Source organism: Nostoc sp. (assembly GCF_036917155.1).
Lineage (GTDB): Bacteria > Cyanobacteriota > Cyanobacteriia > Cyanobacteriales > Nostocaceae > Nostoc.
Genome location: NZ_JBALDZ010000139.1, coordinates 1 through 24,386 on the forward strand (window position 1 = coordinate 1; position 24,386 = coordinate 24,386).

Sequence of the window (24,386 nt, forward strand, 5' to 3'; positions counted from 1 at the left end):
AGGAGTTAAAAGTTAGGAGTTAAAAGTTAGGAGTTAAAAGTTAGGAGTTAAAAGTTAGGAGTTAAAAGTTAGGAGTTAAAAGTTAGGAGTTAAAAGTTAGGAGTTAAAAATTCATAACTCCTCACTCCTCACTCCTCACTCCTCACTCCTCACTCCTCACTCCTCACTCCTCACTCCTCACTCCTCACTCCTCACTCCTCACTTACTTCGAGACTTCACTCTTTTCTGGTTCTACTTGTGGTAATTCAGCAGCAACACGCTTGGAAAATCCCCAGCCTAAAATTAGGAAGATGGCAGGAATCATGATCCATTCTGGTGGAACTAAATCGTCGTTCACCACTTTCAACAACAAGCGCAAGCCCACCAAAGCTACAGTTACATAACCTGCATCTTCTAGGTTTTCAAATTCGTCTAACCAGCGGATAAATAATCCCGCCATGAATCGCAGCGTAATAATACCAATTGTTGCACCAGTCAGCACTAGCCACCTTTCTTGAGAAACTGCGATCGCAGTTGTCACGCTATCCAAAGAAAATGCCAAATCTGTAAATGCAATCACGGGTATAGCTTGCAACAACGAATTAAAACGCGGCTCGTGATGGCTATCGTCTTCACTTTGTTGAGAGCTAAAGTGTTGGAATACCAACCACAGTAGGTAAGCAGCGCCCAATAATTCAAATTGCCAGAATTGTTGTACCCAAGTGGCGGTCAGAATTAGGGTGATTCGTAAAATATATGCAACGACTAAACCAAAGTTGAGGGCCTTACGCTCAAGTTCTTTGTCTTCCAGCCCTTGAGCGATCGCAGCCAGGGCGATCGCATTATCGGCAGATAACACCGCCTCTAAAAATATCAGGATCAGCAGAACTATCGGGGCTTCAACGCTGAAATGAAAGTTGAGGTAATCAAAAATTTGGTCTAGCATTCCGGGTTTCTCAAGCAGAAAAAATTAAAATTTGACAAGAACAGAGATTTTCATGTTAAAAAGCGCAATAAATTGCTACTCTAATTCAGCTTAACGTGGTTGTGGTGTATTTTGAAGAGGGTTCAATGGGTGCGATCGCAGTGTCATTGAAATATATTTAGTATTATTTAATACACTATTTTTTTGATATTTAGCTTGATGCGATCGTAATCGGCGGCTGTCAAGGCTCGCCAAATCTGTGCATGACGGATGGTCAAGCTTCCTGTTAATTCTAACCACCAAAGCCGAAAATGCCGGGTTGTTGGTAATTGCAGTGAATCCATCGGGTACATCACAAGATTGTTCTAGTTGTGGGGTGAGAGTTCCGAAAAAACTACATGAAAGATGGCACAACTGCCCTAATTGTAAATGCAGTCTTGATCGTGATCATAATGCAGCATTTAACATAAAAAATAGAGCGGTAGGGCATTCCGTTCTTAAAGCCAAGAGCCTCCTAAGCAATAGCCGGATTGTCTTGGAAGCCTAAACTTACTGCGAAGCAGAAGTGTAGGAGTATGTCACCATATTGCTAAACCCCTACGACAGATGAAGTTCAAGTAGGGTGCGTTGTCGCAAGGGCGCAACGCACCATCTTGATATGTTCTATTGCATTAAAATCTGACGGATTAAAATACTCATTACCTCACCTGGGTTGGCGGTTGGTAGTAGCGGACTCCAATCGCCGATGCTGGCGTAGCCAATCACTAGTAACTGCTTTTGGAGAACCTATTAATAGATGTTTAATCGGTTCTCTTTTCGGTAATTGATTTTCAGAAGATTGATTAAGGATGGGTGTATTTAAGTTTTTGCCATCTAAGTACTGTTGTAATTCTGATTGGGCGAACTTGTGATTTTTTACAAACTTTTGTACTTGTGCCATCATTGTAATTGTCTCCCAGAATGGGGGTTTACAGAAAGGCGATCGCAGATTCTTGGCAGAGGGCGATCGCCTTTCTTATTTATATATTAAAGTATAATTTTATACTTGTAAATACCTTAATCAAAAATAAATTAAAAGTCAAAAGTATTTATTTGTAGCTACAATTATTTTTCTGCTGTCGTTATTTGGCATCTAGAATTAAAATATGAGAACAAAAATATCGTCATAATTTATCGAACAGAATTCAGGAGTCAGCAGTCAGAATTCAGAATGAATTCTGTATGATTGGCTGATGAATAATCGGGTTTAAGACCCCCACTAAATCTTCGATTTAGTGGTCTTCAATCAGTGGCGGGTCTGAATCCCCCACTGATTGATTCTGACTCCTGAATTCAGAATAGCTGAATTCTTCTTCAAGACGATTTAGAATCTAAAGATATTTTGGCGATTACAATTTTTGCTTCAATCAAATAACCCTAAAAGTTTCTGTCACCAAGAATTGTTATAGGACTCATATTTGGTTTTTGAAAAAAACTCTGTACACTTTCATTCTTTCTTCCCTATTCCCTGTTCCCTCCCTATCGCGCTTGCGCTGCGCTTCTCTACGAGAGGCTTCTCTTTCAGAGACGCGAACGCGAACGCTCACCACGCAAACAATTTCAGGAATCAAAATTGGTATTAGCGAATATGCTAGCCTAATTGTGTCGCTGTTGTGTCTCATAATGAAAAAAGAATTGCATATAAGAATTACGGAACGGAGAATGAACAAGCTACGGTTGTACGCTGCAACAAAAGATAAAACTATTACTCAGGTAGTGGAAGAACTTTTAGACACTTTGCCTGAGTTGAAAGATATGTTGAAAGCGGACTAAAGTCCGCCGTGTCGTGTTTCATCCTGGGCTTTAAGCACGGAATACGCCACTACGTGGCTGTTCCTCAGGGGCTTTCACACTCCCGTCAAGTTTCTTGTAAGAGCATTAAGGGGACGAATTATGGCAATTTATCTAGACTCAGCGATCACATCGGAAGCTGAAGTTGTTAAACTTTGGGGATGGGTGAAAGGCATTACAACAAATCCCACGCTGTTATCTCAAAGCGATACCCCACCAGAAACCACGCTCAAAAAATTGATTACCTTGACAAATGGCCCATTATACTATCAACTTGTGGCATCTGATAAAGCTGGGATGCTAGCTGAAGGTAGAAAAGCTTTCGAGATTATTGGTTCACAAACAATTTTGAAGATTCCCGCAACACCATTAGGGTTTGAAGTGGTGGCGAGTCTATCACCAGAAATTAACTGTTCAGTGACAGCGATTTATAGTGCAGCACAAGCAGCAGTAGCGCGGGAAGCAGGTGCTAAAATTGCCATAGCTTATGTAAATCGCGCTACCCGATTGCTAGGTGACGGTATTGCTTTGGTGCGGGATATGGCTAGCGTCCTCAAAGGTAGTGATACGGAAATCTTGGCAGCTAGTATCAAATCTCCTGAAGAAGCAGCCGCATCGTTGCAAGCCGGGGCGGATCATTTGACTTTACCATTGGCAATGTTGCAAGCGATCGCAACTCATGAATTCTCACAAAAAACCGTTGAAGAATTCGCTAAAGGAGGCATTGGCTTAACTAATTCGTAATTATTTGGTTTGAGTTTCACATCAAATTGTCAGATTACTACTTTCCAAAATAGCGACGAAGCCACTATCATCCTTACATCCCCAATTTTCCACATATTTTGCCAAATCAGGATTATTTTTTGCATCTTGCACTGTCAAATTACCTTCTTCTACCAGATGGGCTGCTTCGTAAAGCATTTGCCAGAGAAAAGGCTCATCTTCTTGTGTGAGTGGACGAATAAAATAATCCATCAGGCAAAGTTAGGGTAATCTACTCAGTGGTGTCGCTAAACCATCAATGCTGACAAGATTTTTCTGCTGTTGATATTCTCGAACTCCCTCTTCGCCTTTTTTACTAGCCCAGTTTACTAAAGTCTGGCGCTGACCTTTATATTCATAGAGTGGTACGCCAAAACCACAAGAGGTCTGGATTTTTTCAATGTCAGCGACGATAATTTGACGAGTTCCAGGTATCGGCAAAAACAGAGAATACAGCGAGTCCCAGTCTGGAGAGCTTGGTAAAATCGTGGTTCCTTGACCATAAAGACGCAGGATACACGCAGGTTCTTCAAAGGCACAAAACATAAATGTTATCCGCCCATTTTCTTGCAAATGGGCTGATGTTTCGTTACCACTGCCTGTAAGGTCTATGTAACCTACTCGGTTGGAAGAGAGGATGCGAAAGCAGTTCAGACCTTTAGGAGAAAGGTTAACATGACCCGTAGGACTCAAAGGTGCAGAGCCAACAAAGAAAATGTGTTGGGCAGCAATAAAGTCTTGCTGTTCGTCAGTAATACAGTCAAACAATTTAGACATAGACTGTCTGATTTATATTTGCAAATTTCTTATGTTCCCAGCCTATGTCTTAGCTAAGAATCTAGCAAGGACTAATTGTCTATGTGTGGGGAGTGGGGAATGGGGAAAAGTGCTACTATTTGATGTATCGACTAGCCATTTGAATGGCATCAGCGATATCAACATCACCATCGCCATCAGCATCCAAGAAGGAATTCAGTACAGGATTTCCGCCAGATTGGGGATTCTGGGTATTGGCACCTGATTGCAAGAAATTTAGTACCAGAGGTACGGCTAAAGGCAGCAATTGTTGAACTATACCAGCATCTAACCCAGTGCGCTGGGCAGCAACTTCAGCTACCTGCTGTTGGATTTCAGGAGAAAATAGCGAATCGACGGCTTCAGGGTTGGGAGAAGTCCCGGCATATTGACTCACTAGATTTTGTGTGGCTTCATTACCATCTGTGGCTTGCTTGTCTTGTAGAGTAGAACGCACTTGACCACCGACAATTGACAAAACTGATTGGATGGTAGAAGGATCTGCACCTGTACTTTGGCTCAACTGTTGTACAGTATTGATAATACTTCCCAGTTGACCTAAGCTGCCCTGTTGATTAGGATTAGTGACAGCACCAAGAATTTGATCGAAAAGTCCCATAAGTTTGTTTCTCTCTTTGTTCTCAAAAATCTTGTCAAAAATGGTTTGGAATTTTTTATGTACACTGACTTTCGTCAGTCTACTAAAAGATTAGAACACTTGACATCCTCCCCGGCATAAATGCCGGGGATTCCTAAGCCTCACGGATTAGGTTTCTGTTTCTTTCCCCCAGGGGTTTTACCCTTAAGGCTATCAGGTCTTACCTTCGCTCCACAGACTGAAACTGCGAGTCCCGCAGCCAAAATATTCTTACTTGCGTTAATATCCCTATCGTGAACGCAAATAAGTTTAAAAATTAAATCGGATTGCTATATATTTGCCAGCATATCCTAGCAAGGCAAACAAATACTTACAATAGTTCCTTTTTCAGGAATACTATCAATTATAAATTCCCCACCATATAATTTCACAATATGCTGAACAATAGCCAGCCCTAAGCCAGAGCCTTGTTGTTCCCACGACTTTCGATTAAATTGCACAAAGGCTCCAATTTTATCAATTTCTTCAATTGTCATCCCTTTACCATTATCAATGACATATAAATTAAATTTATTATCTTCCACTGTACTCTTAACTCGAACTTCGCTACTTGGGAAAGAAAATTTAAAAGAATTCTCAAGTAATTCTTCAATAAGAATACTTAAATTTTCTTCTGGCAGTTGTACTGTAGATTCTTGGATATCTAGAGTTAAATCTTTTTGCCTACAGTTGTCTGTAGCTTTTTTGAGAGCGACTTCACTAATAATTTTCTCAGCAAGACATTTATCTCTTTGTTCTTGGATTTGACGTATTTTTTCAGGATTTTTAGCGATTAATTCCAGATTACTATATAGTAAAAATCTTTTAACTAATTCATTCAAGCGATTGGCAGAGGTGTAAATTAATTCTGCAATTTCGACTTCTTCAGAGCCAGGCATGATGCCACAATTTTCCATTAACAACTGTGACATACCAAGAATACCATTTAAAGGAGTATTTAGTTCATGAGGTAATGAATGAGCAATATTCATTCTGAGTTCGTCTAGTTTGGCTTGAGCTTGGCGTTCAATCAAAGCGTGCTTATCAAGACGAGAAGCGATCGCGCTGAGTAGTTCTTCAGGAGTAAATGGTTTAGTTAAATAATCATCCGCTCCAAAATTCATCCCTTGGCGAAAATCTAAACGCTCTGCTTTAGCAGTAACAAATATTAAAGGAATATTGGTAGTTGCTTCATTCTGACGCAGAGCAGAAAGCACACTATACCCGTCTAACTCAGGCATCATGATGTCACAAATAATTAAATCTGGTAATTTTGCTTGAGCAATTTCTAAGCCAATCTTACCGTTTGCGGCTATCAAAGTTTCAAAATCAGAAAGTTGTAAAATTTCCTGAATGTTTACTCTGACTTGGGGTTCATCTTCTATGATTAAAATTGTATTCATCTACGATTAGTAAAAATAAAAATATTAGTTTGATTGGTCTAGAATGAACTGAAATCCATATAAAGCTTATCTTCCTAAACAAGAAAAATTAACTCTCAATAATACAGGATAATCAGATATATCGTCTAAGTAAAAATATTGAAATATTATCATGTATTCATTGTATAATAATTTACTGCTTACTATGGTTCAGCAAATGGAATTTTTGCATAATTTTTGCATTTTCTGGGGTTAGTAATGTTTGTAAATTCTTCATTTCATTCAAAAGCAGCATTTCTCTAGCATACTCTTGTTGTAGGATATTCAAGTAGCGATCGCGCTCAACATCTGATTGAGCTTTTTTCAGCATATAGATTGCCATATTAATATTTGAAAGCGGATTACCTAAGTCTTGCAAAAGTTTTTGTAAAACCTCATTGCATATTTCTGCTAAGTGTTTACTTTCTTGTAACTTTTGTGAATTTACTTCTATCTGCTGCTTCAGATTGGCATTTTGTTGATGTACTTGTTCATATTTTTGTTTGATTAAAGTTGGTTTTTCTATCCGAGCCAATCTAACCTTAATTGCTTTCAAAAGTTCTTCTGGAGAGAAAGGTTTTGTCAGGTAATCATCGGCTCCTAACTCCATACCTTGACGTAAGCCATCACGATCTGCTTTTGCAGTTAGAAAAATTACTGGGATAGATTCAGTTAATGGATCTTGGCGTAAGGCTGTCAGTACACCATAACCATCAAGTTCAGGCATCATAATATCACAACATATCAGGTCTGGTTTTTCTGTTTTAGCAAGTCGTAATCCTTCTAAACCATTATTTGCAGTAATAGCATTAAAATCTGACAAACTTAAAATCTGTTGGACATTTGCAGAAATTTGAATTTCATCTTCAATTACTAATATTTTCTCGTTCATTGTTTATTTAAATAGTGATTTTGACTAAGTAATTCTGTTATATCTATAGACACAGTAAATGTAGCTACTAAAACAGATTCTCCATCTTAACGATTTAGTAAACTATATGAGATGCAAAATAATATGCCTTAGTTTATTGTTCCCTAAAATTATTTACTAATAACATATCGAGATGTTTTTCCTGGATGACATTGGTTATGGTTAGTGGCAGTTCTACCCTAAATGTCGTACCGACTCCGACTTGACTAGCAAAGCTAATTCTTCCTCTATGAAGGTCTATACAATTGTTGACTATTGCCAAGCCTAATCCCGTTCCTGGCGTATTACCAACATTACTAGCTCGGTAGAATGGTTCAAATAAGTTCTGCTGTTCCTCTGCTAAAATACCAATACCTTCATCTTTAATTAGAAAAACTGCGCTTTGATCTTGAACTAATAGATCAATTTGAACATTACTGCTGTCTGGTGAGTATTTGACAGCATTTGAAAGCAAATTGCTCAGTATTTGTCGCAAAAGTTTCTTGTCTATACAAGCCATAAAGTAATCATCTGTTGATGAATTACCCAAGTGCTGAGGACAGAAAGCTAGAGTATGCCTGGGAGAACTGAGTTGAATTTCTTCTACTAAAGAGCGACAGAAATCAACTAAATTAATACAAGTTGGTTCAAATGCTAATTTTCCAGCTTCAGCTTTATTAATTAGCAAAATATCATCTAAAAGTTGAGTAGTGTGTTGAACATAAGTCTGAATGCACTGGAGATGTTTCTGCTTTTGTTGTTCATCTAGTTTATGGCTAAAACTTTTTAAGATGCCGGCAGATGAAGTAATTACAGTTAAAGGGGTTCGGAACTCATGGGAAGTCATAGAAATGAAACGAGATTTTAACTCACTGAGTTCTTTTTCTTTTTCTAAAGCCTTACAAATATTTTCTTCAGCTTGTTTGCGTTCGCGTATATCTTTAACTACCCCAATCACATAAATAGGTTTACTAATGGGATCTCGAATTAGAGAAACTGTTAGATTTATCCAAATTGCATCACCATTTTTATGTAAATAGCGCTTCTCTAGGGAAAATGTTTCTACCTTTCCTGCTATTAATTGTTGCAACTTATTTAGATGGGCTTGTATATCTTCTGGATGTGTTATATCTCTAAAGTTTTTATTCAGAATTTCTGCTTGGTTATAGCCAATAATTTCACACAACTTTTGATTAACTTTCAGAAAACGACCATCTAAAGTTTCTAGTTTAATTCCTACCGCTGCTTGATTAAAAATAGCACTAAGTTCTGCCTCACTTTTTTGTAAGTCTAAAGTGCGTTGCTTAACCCTGACTTCTAAATCTTGATTAAGTTTTTGTAGAGCTTCTTGCGCTCGTTGCCTTTGCAGTTCAGCAGATGCTCTGGCTGCAAATACTTTGAGAATTCCTTCAAATTTTTGTTGGTCAGGTATAGATTTTTCATCTATGATGCATAATGAGCCAATCGGTTGACCAAAATCATCACTTAAAATAACTCCCATAAAACTTTCGGCTTTCATTGCAGTCAATATTTCAGCATTAGGAAAGAGTTGCTGAATTCCTGAACCACAGTAATAAAATCCTTGCTTGAGTAAAATTTCACAAGGAGTTGATTTTGGATTGTAGGAAATATTGAGTTGTAACTGCCCATCAGACCACAATCCTAAAGTGTGAACTTGCCCATCAATTAATTCAGTTACCAAAGTGTTACGAACATCTAAAGTAGAAGAAATATGCTCAACTAATGCTGGAAAAAAGTCACATCCAGTTGTAGAAGCTGTACTTTCTATCAAACTTTGTAAGGCTATTTCAGCTTGTTTTCGTTTTGTAATATCAATTCCGACTGCAACCGCAGCTGTGTTTTGTTGATATTTTTGAGCGACGAGTAAGTAATTGCGTGTTTTGTCATTTATTTGGACATCAATAACCTGAGAATCTGCTACATCTTGCCTATCTAAAAATTCCCGCATAAATTCTGTAAATTGTGGGCTGTTTTTCATGAAGCCCAATTCTTGACCAACAAAAGCATCGGTAGTCAGGTTAAAACTTTCAGCTAAATGGCGATTAACTCCTAAATAATACCCATCATCATTTACCCAAGAAACAAACCCTGGTACTGCATCTAAAACTGTTTGTAATTGCTCTTTTGCTTGATGCAGATTTTTTTCTGCTCGTTTGTATTCTGTAATGTCTTCGGAAATACATAACAGGTATTCGGGCTGTTGGTCTTTGTCATACAAAGGAATTTTAGTCGTGTGTAAAATTCTTCTGCCAAAACTGTGACTATCAATAGGTTCTTCAGAAATATCTTGAGGTACACCGCTAGCAACAGTTTCTAGGTCTTTTTGGTAGAAAAAGTCTGCTTGTTCTTTTGGGAAGAATTCGTAATCTGTTTTGCCAATAGCTTGCTCTGCGGTAATACCAAAAATATTTTCGCAGGTATGATTCCAGAGCTTGAATTTACCAAAATTTTCTGGTTTGGCATCTTTAACAAAGACGGCCACAGGCAAATTATTAATCATTGACTGTAAAAAGTTACGAGTCTGTTGGAGTTCCTCTTGTGCTTTTCGGCTTTCAGTGATATCAATACCTGTACAGACGATATACTCAACTTGATTATCCCGATTAAGTAAGACTTTATTTGACCAAGAAATTAAGCGGCGATCGCTATCTTTAGTAACTAAAGAAGTTTCATAACGTTGAGGAAATTCTCTTTCTGCTAAATTTTGAAAAATATCTTTGATACATGCTGTTGTTTCAGGTAACAGCAACACATCCCAAACAAATCTTCCTTTAATTTCATCAAATGTGTAACCTGTAGCTTGTTCGCAAGTATGATTGAAGCGAACAATTCTTCCCTGAGAATCTAGTACAATAACTAAAGCATCTGCTAGATTTAAAACGGTAGAAACAAAATTACGCTCCAATCGCAGTTCTGCCTCAATTCTCTGGCGTTCTAAAAGTTTAACTCGTGTATAATTGTAGAGTTCTGCTTGTAGAATAGAAACTGTCAACAAACTCGTAGGAGTAACCAATCCAATTAATTCTCCTTGTTCGCCAACAATAGGTAGATGGCAAATCCGATGTTGCCTTAGCAAATGTAACGCGGTAAAAACATCTTTAAAATCTTTTAACTTCAGTGTTATTAACTCCCTTGTCATCACTTGGGCAACGCTGATTCCCTCTAGATTCTTTCCTTGTGCTGTCAGTTTAATTAAATCTCGTTGGGTAAGTATCCCTACCAACTGCGAGTTTTCCATAACTAAAACACAACTGGCAGCTTGAGATGCAGCGCTGTCTATATCTCTACTTGAGTTTGTCAAAGAATTGCTACTTTTGTTTGGCAAGCCATGACAATTACCTTGTGCTTCATTAATCAGTGCAATCACATGGGGAAGCAGAATCTCAGAGTTAACAATGAGCGGGTGACGAATGATAGTCTGTTGTAAGTTATCAGAACTGAGAGAGTTAATGAACATTATGTATAGATGCCTTGAAATAAATTATCTTTTTTTATAAAAGATGTAAGCAACATTTTTACTTATATGCTTTTAAAAAGCATCAGTGTTTTCTAGGATTAATTCTATTCTAACTTTTTATGTAAATTTTATATTATTTTACTCAACTTATCTATTTTATAATATATAGTTTTTCTGAAAATAAGGTTATTTTATTCGACTTAATTCATGAGTATTTTTAGTTTGAAAAAACTATGATTTTCCAGGTAGATGCAGTTTAGCTATAATTGCAGAAATTGGAACTAAGTAATAACTATGGTTTGAGTAAATTACTAATATTTAAAACATCGAACTATGTTCATAATCCCAACACTTATTATCACGCCAGGTTCTATTTGTATCTTGACAGTCAGACTTATTCTCAATCCAGGGAATTGATGTCGGACTGGTAACAGAAGATGAAACTATAGAGCTAACTAAAGACAGTATGTAAGAGGCGATCAGAAAGCTAGAGATTCCTAAAATAATTAAAGATACTATTAGGAAGAAAGAGTTAATAGGATTCCATCTTGGGCTTACAGCTTTTTTTGAGACTGATTTTTGCTGTAATCGACGCTCTATACCTGCTAGTGACATGAGATTAAAGCTCCTTTAAAATGAGAATAAAGCTTGAAATTCCAAGAGATTTAACTAGTACAACACGGCGTAAATAAACTGCCCATTTAAAATAGCCAGAAAGCTTACCAAGCCCCTTCGGGGCGGGAACAGGGAACTCTTAACAGGGAACAGAAAAAAAATTAGCCCCGAATACAGGGTTTAAAGCCCCTAAATTTATTTATGAAAAGAGATAAAAATATTTGAAACGAGATGGCGTCAGCCACGATGTTTCAATGTGTCCTTGTACAAATCCCCTGATTTTAATTATGGGGATTTCCCTGTTGCCTGTTGCCCGTTCCCTGTTCCCTTTTACTATTAAAAAATAAGCATTATTTCTTTTTACTTTTGCCTTCTTGTACTAGCTACAAGCAAAATTTTTCTAGCAACGAAACAAGATGTTTAGGAGCTATTTTTGTTTGCGCTAGGTTTATTATTCAGGATTTAAACAAAAAAGTAATCGAGGAAAAACAGGAATTTTTTTTTGATTAAATTGAGAGTATTTACTAGAAGGGATATTTTGAATTTTGAGAAGAAATACTGAGGCACTACTCTAGATCATCCGTAGAACTGAGGAGATTTGATAGAAGGATGCTGGAGAACAAGCCAATGAAATCGACGATCTAAAACTTTAATGGCAATCTGGTTGATGATAAAAATCATTGTGTAGGTGCAGCCCCAATACGGTTCGGATAAGGTTTTTTGATGACAAGCCTGATTATTAGACATCTCCAGAAATTAAATATGCTTTACCCATAACCCTTGTAGAGACGTAGCACTGCTACGTCTCTACATTGTTTTTCGGAGATGTCTATTGTAGAGACGGCGATTTATCGCGTCTCTTGCCTTAACCGAACCGTATTGGGTGCAGCCCAACCTAGACATCGCGCTAAAACAAAGGTTTTGACGCGAGTCAGAATTCCCTTCTGCCAACTGAGCCTCCTGTCCTCTGCCTTTCCCGATAAACCACCCATTTAAAATAGCCAGAAAGCTTACAAAATAAGCATTATTTCTTTTTACTTTTGCCTTCTCGTACTAGTCTGACCATTGAAAAATGAATTTCACTAGCAGCAAATTTACTGAAAGCTTTCAGAGGATTCTTAGGTATGATTACGAATTTTATTTATGCTGGACACGGAGGCAAAAATTTTTCTGGGATTTGGCGATCGCATCATGCTAAAGGGCAATATAGAGATATCTCAGGCATTTTGTCTATTCTGTATCTCAAGATCGGCAGGAATTCCATCCCTTGAAGGGGTGAGAGAGATAACTTTAGTATTAATTACTCATTTCATATCAAGGTATTAACATGATGATTGTCGAGATATAATTTTTTGGAAGCGCGATCGCGTTTGTATTTTTAACTTATGAATCATCCTTGTTGCCTCACGATCCTGCTGATTGATGATTGCGCTCAAGATCGGGAAGTATATTATCAGTTCTTGCAGCAAGATAGTCTGTATACCTATCGCATTTTGGAGTTTGAGACAGCAACACAAGCACTGAAATGCTGTCAGCAGGAGATACCAGATGTGATTGTGTTGGATTTTGCGTTGCCTGATGGGGATGGACTAAAGTTTATTCAGCAATTTCGGGAATGCCATAGCCATACCCAAACTGCTGTAATTATGCTGACAGGACAAGGGGATGAAATTATCGCTATCCAAGCGATGAAAAGTGGCGTTCAAGATTATTTAGCTAAAGATAAACTCACGGCTGAAGTTCTTCAAGGCGCAATTCACCATACCGTTGAACGGATGCATCTAATTCGACAATTAGAACAAAGTCGGGAACAACAACAACTGATTGCCGCGATCGCCTTACGAATTCGTCAGTCTCTTAAACTAGAAGAGATTCTGCGTACCATCGCAACAGAGGTACGGCAGTTTTTGCAAGCAGACCGAGTAGTGGTCTATCAATTTCAGCCAGATATGAGCGGTACAATTGTCGCAGAGTCAGTGCTTCCTAGCTGGACGGTGGCTATGGGAACGCAAATTCTGGACACATGCTTTCAACAGGGAGCCGGAAGCGACTATCGCCAAGGGAAAAAACGAGCAATCGACGATATTTATCAGGCTGGCTTAACTAGTTGTCATTTGCAACTTCTAGAACAATTTGAAGTCAAAGCCAATCTGGTAGTACCCATTTTGGTCAAAGAGCAATTATGGGGATTATTAATTGCTCACCAATGTACTGCATCTCGCCACTGGCAATCAGTAGAACTAGATTTGTTGGATCAACTGGCGGTACAAATAGCGATCGCCATTCAGCAAGGAACTGCATATCAGCAATTACAGGCAGAACTGGCAGAACGCCAGCAGACAGAAGCAGCCCTAAAAGCCAGTGAAGAAAAGCTCAAGTTAACCCTGAATTTTGCTGGTATTGGCTATTGGGAGTGGAACCCAATCACCAATCAAATATTTGCTAGTGAAAATGCAATTCGCTGTTTTAGTTCCGATCTGAGTGATGAAAACTGGACTTATGAAAAATGGCTCAATCAGTTACATCCAGAGGATTGGGAATGGGTTGAGCAGGATTTGAGGCAGGCGATCGCCACACAAACCGATTACGCTGTGGAATATCGAGTTGTCTGGCAAGATGGCAGCATTCACTGGGTATCAGGAAAAGGACGGGGAGTTTACGACACAACCGGACAACTGCTGCGGATGTTAGGTGTGCTAATGGACATCACAGAACGCAAACTCTCAGAAGAAGAACGGCGACGCGCTCAGATATTGCAAATTGAATTACATCTTCTAGAGCAGATTCTCGAAATAGTCCTGGCAGGTTACTGGGACTGGGATATTCCTAGCAATCAGGAGTATTTGAGCTTAACCTTCAAGCAAATGTTTGGCTATGAAGATTGTGAATTGCCAAATACGCCAGAGAGCTGGCAACGTCTGATTTTTCCAGAGGATTTACCGGGTGTTCTGAAACTTTTCGAGCAACACGTCCAAAGTCGTGGGCAAATTCCTTTTTACAATGAGGTGAGATATCGACACAAAGATGGCTCTACCGTTTGGGTCATTTGTTCCGGTCATGTCATTGTATGGGATCAAGACGGCAATCCTCTCCGCATGATTGGTTGCCATATTGACATTACAAAACGCAAACAGGTAGAAGCTGAATTATTAGCTATCACTAATTTGCAACAAGCTATTTTAGATGGTACTGACTATGCCGTTATTTACAATAACTCAAATGGCATCCAAACCTTCAACGCAGCTGCTCAGAAAATGTTGGGCTACAAAGCCGATGAGGTCATTCAGCAAATAAACCCAACTAGATTTCACGACTTGGAAGAACTCAACCAACGGGCAGCAGAACTCTCGTTGGAATTGGGTAGGGAAATTGCACCCGGTAGGGAATTTTTTACTATCGTTACTCAAGATGGAAGCACCTATGAAAACGAATGGACTTATATTCGTAAGGACGGTTCTCGCTTCCCTGTATTTCTGTCGGTGAAAATCCTCCAGGATTTGGAAGGAAACAATATTGGCTTCTTGGGTATTGCCAAAGATATTACCCAGCAAAAACAAATAGAGACAGCCCTTCAAGACAGCGAACTTCGTTATGCACATCTGGCAGAAGCGGCTCCTGTAGCTATTTTCCGGCTGGATGTCTTTGGTAGCTGCATCTACGCCAACGATCGCTGGAGTGAGATGACTGGTAGACCAACACAGGAAGCATTGGGGATGGGTTGGGTACAGGCTTTGCACCCAGAAGACGGCGAGCGTTTGGGGAGGGAATGGTCTCTAAAATTTGAGCAAGAACATGTTAACCCGAGGGAATTTTATCAGAGTGAAGGCAGGCATCTACGTCCAGATGGCAGCATCAACTGGTTCTATGTGCAAGTGCTACCCGAAATCAACACCAACGACACGATTATCGGCTACATCGGTACACTGACAGATATCAGCGACCGTAAACTTGCTGAAGAAAAACTACATCACCTCTCCGAACGGCTCACCCTAGCGATTAGCTCTGGAGGATTCGGTATTTGGGAATATGATTTCGTTCAGGACAAGCAGATTTGGGACGATCGCATGTACGAACTGTATGGAGTAAACAACACTAATTTTAATGGTTCTTTTGACGCTTGGTTCAATTGCCTGCACCCGGAAGATCGCCCTTATCTGCTGGAAACTATGGAGCAAGTTGTCCAAGGCAAAAAAGAATATAATGTTGAGTTCCGCATTGTTCAGCCGAGTGGAGAAATTCGTTTCCTCAAAGGTTACGGTATTCTCAAACGTACCCAGCAGGGTGAAACTGTACGGATGATTGGGATTAACTATGATATCAGCGATCGCAAACAAGCTGAACAAGAACTCATCCACAATCGGGATTTGCGAGAAGCAATTTTTAACGAATCTGCCGATGCCATTTTTCTGGTCGATCCGCAAACCCTGCTCACCCTAGATTGCAATCGGCGGGCGGTGGAACTGTTTGAGGCGGTTGATAAAACTGAATTGATTAATATTAATGGGCAAACACTCCAACTGCGGCCATTCACTCCTAGCGAAACGGATGCGATCGTCACAGATATGCAGTCAAAAAGTGTCTGGAGCCGAGAGATTGAATATATTACTCTTCAGGGGAAAATTTTCTGGGGAAACATTGCAGCTAAACCCATTACTGTCGCCGGACGTACCATGAATCTAGTACGGGTTACAGATATCAGCAAACGCAAACAGGCACAAGAGGGACTGGCGAAATATGCTCATGAAGTCGAAGACCTTTACAATAATGCTCCCTGTGGCTACCATTCCCTTGATAGCGAAGGCCGATTGCTCAAGGTTAACGAGACTGAATTGCAATGGTTGGGTTATACCCGTGAGGAAGTGATTGGCCAACCCCTAGAGAATTTTCTCACCCCAGCCAGTCGCTTGTCCTTCGCACAAAACTATCCTCATTTCAAAGAACAGGGATGGGTAAAAGATTTGGAGCTTGACATGATTTGTAAAGATGGCAAGGTTTTGCCAGTGCTGATTAGCGCCACTGCCGTCAAGGGTGTTGATGGAAACTATGTATACAGCCGTACCACCCTGTTTGATATCCGCGATCACAAACAAATCGCGCAAGCATTGGAAGAATCACGTAAAATGCTGCAAACGGTACTAGATACATTTCCCCAACGTGTTTTCTGGAAAGACCGCCAATCGAGGTTTATCGGCTGCAATCCAGCATTTATCAGCCATTCTCAACTGACAGTCAATGAGATTATCGGTAAGACTGACTTTGAATTGCCTTGGTCAAAATGGGCACACCTCTACTGCATAGATGATACGACGGTGATGAACACCCGAACACCGAAACTAGGCTACGAGGAGCCATTTGAAGGGTCTAATGGCGAACAACTCTGGCTGCGAACAAATAAAGTTCCTCTGACCAATAGTGCAGGTGAGGTGATTGGCATACTGGTATCTCACGAAGATATCACAGAACGCAAACAAGCCGAAGCACAACTGCGGCAGACCAATGAGCAACTTGCTAACACCAACGTGGAACTTGCCCGCGCCACTCGCCTCAAAGACGAATTTCTCGCCAACATGAGCCATGAACTGCGAACACCCCTCAATGCTATTTTGGGGATGTCAGAGGGCTTACAAGAAAGTGTATTTGGTTCCATCAATGAAAAACAAGCAAAAGCGATCGCCACTATTGAGCGCAGTGGCAGACATTTACTAGAACTAATCAACGACATTTTAGACTTATCTAAAATCGAATCTGGCAAACTAGAACTGCAATTGAGTGATGTTTCTGTCAGAAGCGTTTGTGATACCAGCCTTGCCTTTATCAAGCAGATGGCTTTGAAAAAGCATATTCGTCTTAATATTCATATTTCTGAGAATATTAACACCATCCGAGTAGACGATCGCCGCCTGCGTCAGGTACTAATCAACCTGCTGAGTAACGCTGTCAAGTTCACGCCAGAAAGGGGTTCTGTAACGCTAGAAGTCCAGTTGGGAGGGGCAGAGGGGAAGAGGGGTAGGGGAGCAGGGGGAGATGAGAAAGAATTTACTTCCTCATCCCCCTCATCCCCCTCATCCCCCTCATCCCTCTGCTTCCATATCACTGACACCGGCATCGGTATCGCTGCTGAAGAAATCGGCAAGCTGTTTCAGCCCTTCATCCAGCTTGACAGCAGCCTCAACCGCCAGTACAGTGGCACTGGTCTAGGTTTAGCACTGGTACAACAGATTGTTACCTTACATGGAGGAACGGTTTCAGTTAGCAGCGAACTTGGAAAGGGAAGTTGTTTTACTGTCCACATTCCCTACCGTACCAGCGATAATGGTCTAACAACGCAGGTAACTCCTTTATTTCCTAGCTATCGCTTACCTGCTGAGAATGCTCAAGTTTTGATTATCGAAGATTCTGTTGCGGCGGCTGAACAAATTACTCGCTACTTCCGCGAAATGGGAATGCAGCCCATCATCTATCCCCAAGGTGAAGGAGCTATAGAAGAAGTACTGCGCGTTCAGCCTGCTCTGATCATTATGGATCTACAACTGCCTAATCTATCAGGTTGGGACGTGCTAAATCAACTCAAGACCAACCCAAAAACCAAAGATATTCCAGCGATCATTATTTCAGTTGTGGATGAGCGTAGCAAAGGACTGGCTCAGGGAGCGTTTGAATATTTGGTCAAACCTATTACTCGCGCTCAACTTCAGGTAACTATAGAGAAACTGCAACATTCTGACTTGCCAAATCTAATTGTAGTGCCAGAAGCAGTTCTAGACACTCATTTGATTTTGCTGACAGAAGATAATCAAGCAAATATTGATACTATGTCTGGCTATCTTGAAAGTCGAGGGTATCGTCTCATTCTTGCCAACAATGGACAACAAGCTATTGATCTTGTGAGAGTTCAACGTCCCGACTTAATTGTGATGGATATTCAAATGCCGGGAATGGATGGGTTAGAAGCAATGCGCTGCATCCGTAACGATCAGCAATTTTTGAATATTCCGATTATCGCACTTACAGCGTTAGCGATGCCTGGCGATCGCGAAACTTGTTTAGCAGCCGGAGCAAACGAATATTTGACTAAACCCGTAAAACTTAAACAGCTTGTAGCCACAATTCAACAACTTTTAGGAAGGTAGCGGAAAGTCTCGATGGATAGTCAACCCTCTATTTTAGTAATCGATGATGAACCCGATAACTTTGATGTTGTTGAAACCTTGCTGGATGGTGAAAACTACCAGCTATACTACGCTCCTAGTGGTCAACAAGCTCTAAATCGCCTCGATAGTTTTCAGCCCGATCTGATTTTATTAGATGTGATGATGCCCGATCTCGATGGGATGGAAGTCTGCCAGCGCATCAAAGCTGATCCACAATGGCAAGCAGTGCCGATTATCATGGTGACAGCATTAACCGATAAAGAAGATTTGGCTCGATGTCTGGCAACAGGTGCAGATGACTTTATTAGTAAACCCGTCAATGGTGTGGAATTACGAGCTAGAGTTCATTCTATGTTGCGGATTAAGCAGCAATACGAAAGTATGCAGGTATTGCTCAAACTGCGAGAAGACATGGTAAATATGATTGTACACGATCTGCGAAATCCACTTACCAGCATTGTCTTAGGCGCAGAGATTCTGCGGTTTCCAGGTTTGTCATCTAAACAGCAGCAAGGAAAAATCGATCAAATTTTACTTGCTGGACAACAACTACAATCATTAATTGATAGCTTGCTGATCATGGCAAAGCTGGAATCTGGAAAAATGCTTCTCAACTACACACAAATAGACCTTTGTACCCTGTGTATCTCAGCGATAGCAGATATTGAGGCGATCGCTGCTCAAAAGAACTTGACCCTTATTAGTTACTTACCCGAACCTGGCGGTATTGTTGCAGTAGATGCGGTTATCTTTCGTCGAGTACTGGATAATTTGCTTTCCAATGCCATTAAATTCTCCCCATCCAAATCTCAAGTCACCCTACAGGCAGAGTATTTGGCAGCAGGAGGCGCTAAAGTGCAAGTCGCTGATTCCGGATCGGGAGTCAGTCAAGAGTTACGACAAATCATTTTTGAGAAGTATGAAATTGGAACTCTGATGCCAGAAGTTTCACAAATTGGTTTAGGATTGGCTTTCTGTAAAATCGCGATCGAGGCACATTCCGGTACAATTACCATCGAAGATAATCATCCAAATGGTAGTATTTTTACTGTATTACTCAAAAATCAATAATTACTCTAAAGAAATGTAGGGGCAATTCATGCATTGCCTCTACGAAATATCATGTTTCAGTGTTTTTTTGCCTAAGCCCTGGTCATATAGAAAAGCTAAGGCGAAACAGATAAGGTACAGGGATTAACCACGACCTCAGTCGCGATCGCGTTCATAGCGACGGTTATTGTCGCGGTTATCTCGGCGATTATTATCGCGGTTATCTCGGCGATTATTATCGCGGTTATCTCGGCGATTATTATCGTTACGAATGTTGCGAAGGTCGTTCTGGCGGTCATAATCACCATTTCTTTGGTGACGACTATGACGTTCGTAGTTACCATCATCGTTACGTTGATAGCTGTAGTTATCTAACTCAGCAAGATAAGACGCTGGTGTCTTAGCATCAGCTTTTGGAGAAATAGCCAAAGCTGAAGCAGACGCTATCAAGCCGGCGAGCAAAATAGAGGTAAAGCGGTTCATGATGTGAGTCAAAAATTGTTGACAGTAATTTATGCAAGTCCAGTCTGTTTAGGAAGAGCAGATTCCACAAGTCTTTAAATCAATCCTAACAGCGTTGAGTAACTGGAAAAGTTTTCTTGAGTGCGGTGATTGAGAAAAGTTTTGTTGTCTGTGATACTTTCTGACCTTCCAAATGCCGTGAAAAGTTAAAATAAATGTTTAACTGAACCGTATTGTTCTATCAATGGTTCAGTTGTGAATGTGTATAACTTGTCCAGGAAAGTTGAGCTAACACGTTATCTCATATCGTAGCCAAATAAATTTGGGTCTACTTCTCCTAACTGCAACTCTGCTAAACCATACTCTGCCCATCGTCTCTCTACCATCGCCGCCACATCTGGGTCAGATTCCAAAGGTGAACCCCATTCATGGTCTGTTTCCGGCGGAATTTTTGTAGTTGCATCAATTCCCATACGTCCACCTAAGCCAATCTTCTCACTGGCAAAATCCAACGTATCAAAAGGTGTATTCGGCAAAATAAAGACATCCCGCACTGGGTCAACCTTGGAACTAATTGCCCACACAACTTGACGCGGATCGCGAATATTTATATCTTTATCTACAACAATTACAAATTTTGTGTATGTAAATTGTGGCAAAGCACTCCAAAACGCTAAAGCTGCCCGTCGTGCTTGTCCTGGATATGCTTTATCAATGGAAATAATCGCCGCTTTGTAACTCAAAGCTTCCATTGGTAAGAAGAAATCGACAATTTCTGATACTTGTTGCCGCAGTATGGGAGTATAAATGCGATTGAGTGCGATCGCCATCATCGCTTCTTCTTTCGGTGGACGGCCGCTAAATGTTGTTAAATAAATCGGATTTTTCCGGTGCGTCATACACTCAAAGCGGATTAATGGTGAATCTTCCACGCCGCCGTAATAACCCATGTGGTCGCCAAAGGGCCCATCTGGTAAAACTTCTCCTGGTGTAATCGTTCCTTCTAAGACAAATTCGGAATCTGCGGGAACTTCTAAATCTACAGTTTTACACTTGGCCAACTGCACACCAGAACCACCGTAAAGTCCAGCAAATAGCCATTCTGATAAATCTACAGGGATGGGTGTAGCAGCTGCCATAATAATTAGAGGATCTACCCCAAGTGCGATCGCAACTTCTAATTTTTTCCCACGTTCGGCCGCTTTTCGCAAATGCCTTGCTCCACCTCGCACCGATAACCAGTGAACCGTCATCGTATTCTGAGATTGTAGTTGCAAGCGATACACGCCTACATTTGGAGTACCCGTCTCACAATCTTTGGTAATTACTAGTCCCAGCGTGATAATCTTGCCAGCATCACCAATATAAGGACGTATTAAAGGTAACTTGTTTAAATCTAAATCATTACCTTGAAGCACAACTTGCTGACAAGCAGGGAAAAAATCACGTCCTGGTTTCGCCTTCACCACGTCAAACAGCACTTTTCCAAAATCTATCGCCTGGGAAATCTTCTTCGGTGGTTTTGGCTGTTGCAGCATACTCAATTTTTTACCCAGAGTTTCCAACTCCTCTGGATGCTGCATATTCATCGCCCAGCAAATCCTTTCCACCGTTCCCATCAAATTCACCGCCACGGGAAAGGAAGCGCCTTTGACGTTTTCAAACAACAACCCTGGGCCACCTTTTTGCAGCATTCGGTTAGAAATCTCAGCAATTTCTAAATCTGGGTCAACTAAAGCTGAAATCCGCCGTAATTGTCCCTTCTCTTCCAAAATTTTAATGAATCCCCGCAAGTCTCTCGCCATTGTTCTAATAAAGCTGATTATTTAAGAAGTGTGAAGCGCTTTCTTATATTATGGGGCATTGGGCATTGGGCATTGGGAAGAGACAAGGAAGAAACTTGTTTAATAATTCTCCCTCATCTCCCTCATTCGGGAAATTGTTGATTTTAATTGGAAATTAACCTATTTAGTAACTTTTCTTAACTGTGTTTACCAAAGTATTTAGTTATTGTATCTAGGGATACGCAATTATTTTTTACAAATAAGCGCTAACCTGATCAAACATGGCCGGAATATACTATACCTTTCTGGCAGGCGGTCTTGTTATATGGCCCCTGCTAGATTTATTTTGTTATTCTGCCTTGCTTTTGGGTTTTTCTAAATTTTTGTGAGTTTGCCTTAGTGTAGTCCAACCCACGCATCGTCAATATCATTGTCAAAAATTTTTGCAACTTTACGCAAAGCTGTACTTGGTATAACCATTATTTCAGTGTTTGAGTGCGATCGCCACCAGTAACCAGAGCCTTACTTCTGTATAAGCCATATCTCGATGATGGATGAGAATAACTACTGCATTCTAGCAACAACAGTAGTTGTAGTACTATCATTTCTTTACATAATTACTTTCTATATTTTATTTTTAACCAATTAACAAAGTACCGTGGGTTTAAGTCCCCCGGTTCAATAATCGGTAAGTTTTGGGTCGGGGTCTAAATCCCCGTCACAAAACTTACTTGCGACTTGCGACTTGCGACTTGCGACTTGTTTTAATTCTCTTCTAATTGATTAATAACCTCAGTTGAGATGTGACAAATCATCGTAGTATTGTGGCAGAGTTATTTGGTTTAAGCTTGAGCGAAAGCGCTCAGCATTAAAGCACAGTCAAAGATAGATTTATCACCAAGCGCCTAGATACTACCCCTTAGAGACAGTCAAAAGAGGGCCGCTAAATAATTAACTTATGAGAAAGGTCTTCGTGAGTTTCTACGGTTATAACAGAAGCCGACATTAGGATACACTGGCTTTTGAATACACCGGAAGTTCATCAACGACTTAGTTTGTCATTGCTGGTGACTTTCTCCCTAGTATACTATTGCTTTTGGCTGTATGAAACTTACTCCAATCTACGGACAGTCTTCCTCAAGAAGGTTTCTTAGCATCTAAAATGACTCCCACTGTGAGGCTATAGCTTTAGAATATTTACAAGCTTTACTTACGAATTAGCTCTTTCTAGAAAAAATACCGTTTTTGCTGTGTAAGGTGATATTCTACCTGTTTCTAGCCGGCTTTGTGTAGCTTATTAACAAATCAGCGGATTCATTAATATTAAGCCTGCTTTACTATTTAGTTTCTTACCCTGACCTATTAAACTGCCTAGTGTGTTCATTTCATTTTGTTCAATAGCTTTTAGCCCTTATCGCTCCCATGCTGACCCATCACCGCAAGCCCGTGTGCTTATCACTTATTTCCACTGACCTACCAATTTGGTCTGTTGTCGAAACTGCCGCGACATTGTATCAAAAAGATACTGATAGATTCCATCTACTGCTGACCGCACCACCTCTAATTAGCTGCGAAGTAGAGAGTGTCCTGAGTCCAGAAGACACACTCCCCCAAAATAAGAGCAAAGCTTATACCCCTAACAGTCCCAGAATTTTGTGGCTGGAGATTTCTCCTTATCGGGTAATTATGACTATGCAAGGTAACGGTCAAGTGAGTTACCGTCATTTTTGGGAACAGGGCGTTTATGGCATTAGTCGCTATTGGTTGCCAACTGAATCATTGCAACCTAACGATCCTATTCGTTTAAGAAATTTTACTAGTAGCCTAACTCTCAACGGACATCCCTTGCCGGAGCATTTGCGTTTGGAATATGAATTGTGGGCAGAAAAAGTCCAATTAGGATGCTACATACTGAATTTGGAAATTAAAAATTGATAGGTATAAGGAGCAAGGTAGTGGAGGGGCAGGGGAGCAATGCGAGCAGGGAAGGTAGGGGAGCAGGGAGCAAGGGAGAAGAGTTTTTCCCTCCGCCCCCCGCACCCCGCCCCTCTGCCTCTTTTCAATGCCCAATGCCCAATGCCCCATGCCCAATCCCTTTTAACCAAAATAACTGGGTTGGTTTCCAGGTTTCCATTTAATATTGCAACCAACACTCGGCTTTTGCTCACTTGTAACAGGTTTACCCGCTAGCACTGCTTCAATAGCTGCGCGTAAATCTTCCCCTGTTACGGGTTTACCATTACTGGGGCGGCTATCATCTAGTTGTCCCCGATAAACAAGTTCGCGTTGGTCATCAAATACAAAAAAATCTGGTGTGCAAGCTGCTGTGTAAGCTTTTGCGGTTTCCTGGCTCTCGTCGTAGCATAAGGTAAAATTAAATCCTAGTTCTGTGGAAAATGCTTGTAACGACTCTGGTGCATCATCTGGATAATTTTTTGCATCGTTAGCACTAATAGCAACGATCGCTAAATCACCTGTAAAATAATCTTTTCGTGAACTACCTACACCGCCTGAGTACAGGTCGGTGTAGGCTTCTGGTACATTCTTAATGTTGCCAGAACTTCCTTCGAGGTACTATTAGTAGTAG

At 40.5% G+C, this 24,386-nt stretch carries 14 protein-coding genes and 3 pseudogenes; 6 read left to right on the forward strand and 11 right to left on the reverse strand.

Translation table 11 applies throughout. The features are described 5' to 3' along the window. Positions 1–202: 202 nt before the first annotated feature. Positions 203–925, reverse strand: coding sequence for a TerC family protein (locus tag V7K67_RS19070; RefSeq protein ID WP_334707260.1), 723 nt, complete (start codon positions 923–925; stop codon positions 203–205). Positions 926–1,145: 220 nt separating this feature from the next. Between V7K67_RS19070 and V7K67_RS19075 the strand changes: the two are divergent. Beyond that, positions 1,146–1,451 (forward strand): annotated as a pseudogene (locus tag V7K67_RS19075) (zinc ribbon domain-containing protein); the annotation flags it as partial. 116 nt (positions 1,452–1,567) lie between these two features. Here V7K67_RS19075 and V7K67_RS19080 read toward each other — a convergent pair. Beyond that, positions 1,568–1,847 (reverse strand): annotated as a pseudogene (locus tag V7K67_RS19080) (hypothetical protein). Between the two features lie 989 nt (positions 1,848–2,836). On the opposite strand from V7K67_RS19080, the gene V7K67_RS19085 reads away from it, so the two are divergent. Further along, positions 2,837–3,478 (forward strand): transaldolase family protein, encoded by a 642-nt coding sequence (locus V7K67_RS19085; RefSeq protein WP_335167921.1) that lies wholly within the window; start codon positions 2,837–2,839, stop codon positions 3,476–3,478. Positions 3,479–3,499: 21 nt separating this feature from the next. On the opposite strand, the gene V7K67_RS19090 is transcribed toward V7K67_RS19085, so the two are convergent. The 6 genes from V7K67_RS19090 to V7K67_RS19115 form a co-directional block, all read right to left on the reverse strand. Continuing rightward, the gene (locus tag V7K67_RS19090; protein ID WP_334732957.1) at positions 3,500–3,709 is read right to left on the reverse strand and encodes a hypothetical protein; all 210 of its coding nucleotides are present in this window, start codon (positions 3,707–3,709) and stop codon (positions 3,500–3,502) included. A 9-nt stretch (positions 3,710–3,718) separates the two neighbouring features. Beyond that, a complete protein-coding gene (locus tag V7K67_RS19095) occupies positions 3,719–4,273 on the reverse strand; it encodes a pyridoxamine 5'-phosphate oxidase family protein (RefSeq protein WP_334707584.1) in 555 nt (184 codons plus the stop codon). Positions 4,274–4,388: 115 nt separating this feature from the next. Continuing rightward, positions 4,389–4,910: a DUF937 domain-containing protein gene (locus V7K67_RS19100; RefSeq protein WP_334707585.1), complete on the reverse strand. Its 522-nt coding sequence runs from the start codon at positions 4,908–4,910 to the stop codon at positions 4,389–4,391. Positions 4,911–5,239: 329 nt separating this feature from the next. Further along, a complete protein-coding gene (locus V7K67_RS19105) occupies positions 5,240–6,331 on the reverse strand; it encodes a hybrid sensor histidine kinase/response regulator (RefSeq protein WP_334732955.1) in 1,092 nt (363 codons plus the stop codon). Positions 6,332–6,503: 172 nt separating this feature from the next. Beyond that, on the reverse strand, positions 6,504–7,241 hold the full coding sequence (locus V7K67_RS19110; protein ID WP_334732954.1) for a response regulator transcription factor: 738 nt from the start codon (positions 7,239–7,241) through the stop codon (positions 6,504–6,506). 133 nt (positions 7,242–7,374) lie between these two features. Beyond that, complete coding sequence (locus tag V7K67_RS19115) at positions 7,375–10,737, reverse strand: PAS domain S-box protein (protein WP_334732953.1); 3,363 nt, start codon at positions 10,735–10,737, stop codon at positions 7,375–7,377. Between the two features lie 1,440 nt (positions 10,738–12,177). Here V7K67_RS19115 and V7K67_RS19120 point away from each other — a divergent pair. The 3 genes from V7K67_RS19120 (at position 12,178) to V7K67_RS19130 (ending at position 19,574) form a co-directional block, all read left to right on the forward strand. After that, entirely contained in the window at positions 12,178–12,348 is a 171-nt protein-coding gene (locus V7K67_RS19120) for a hypothetical protein (protein ID WP_334732951.1), read from the forward strand. A gap of 389 nt (positions 12,349–12,737) precedes the next feature. Continuing rightward, entirely contained in the window at positions 12,738–18,482 is a 5,745-nt protein-coding gene (locus V7K67_RS19125) for a PAS domain S-box protein (protein WP_335167925.1), read from the forward strand. A gap of 12 nt (positions 18,483–18,494) precedes the next feature. After that, positions 18,495–19,574, forward strand: coding sequence for a hybrid sensor histidine kinase/response regulator (locus V7K67_RS19130; RefSeq protein ID WP_334732948.1), 1,080 nt, complete (start codon positions 18,495–18,497; stop codon positions 19,572–19,574). 135 nt (positions 19,575–19,709) lie between these two features. Here the strand turns inward: V7K67_RS19130 and V7K67_RS19135 are convergent, their stop codons facing one another. Next, the gene (locus V7K67_RS19135) at positions 19,710–20,036 is read right to left on the reverse strand and encodes a hypothetical protein (protein ID WP_335167927.1); all 327 of its coding nucleotides are present in this window, start codon (positions 20,034–20,036) and stop codon (positions 19,710–19,712) included. 275 nt (positions 20,037–20,311) lie between these two features. After that, a complete protein-coding gene (locus V7K67_RS19140) occupies positions 20,312–21,820 on the reverse strand; it encodes a UbiD family decarboxylase (RefSeq protein ID WP_334698662.1) in 1,509 nt (502 codons plus the stop codon). Between the two features lie 1,401 nt (positions 21,821–23,221). Here V7K67_RS19140 and V7K67_RS19145 point away from each other — a divergent pair. Continuing rightward, a complete protein-coding gene (locus tag V7K67_RS19145) occupies positions 23,222–23,734 on the forward strand; it encodes a hypothetical protein (RefSeq protein ID WP_334711235.1) in 513 nt (170 codons plus the stop codon). 162 nt (positions 23,735–23,896) lie between these two features. Here V7K67_RS19145 and V7K67_RS19150 read toward each other — a convergent pair. Continuing rightward, positions 23,897–24,289, reverse strand: a pseudogene (locus tag V7K67_RS19150) (thioredoxin family protein); the annotation flags it as partial. Positions 24,290–24,386 lie beyond the last annotated feature (97 nt).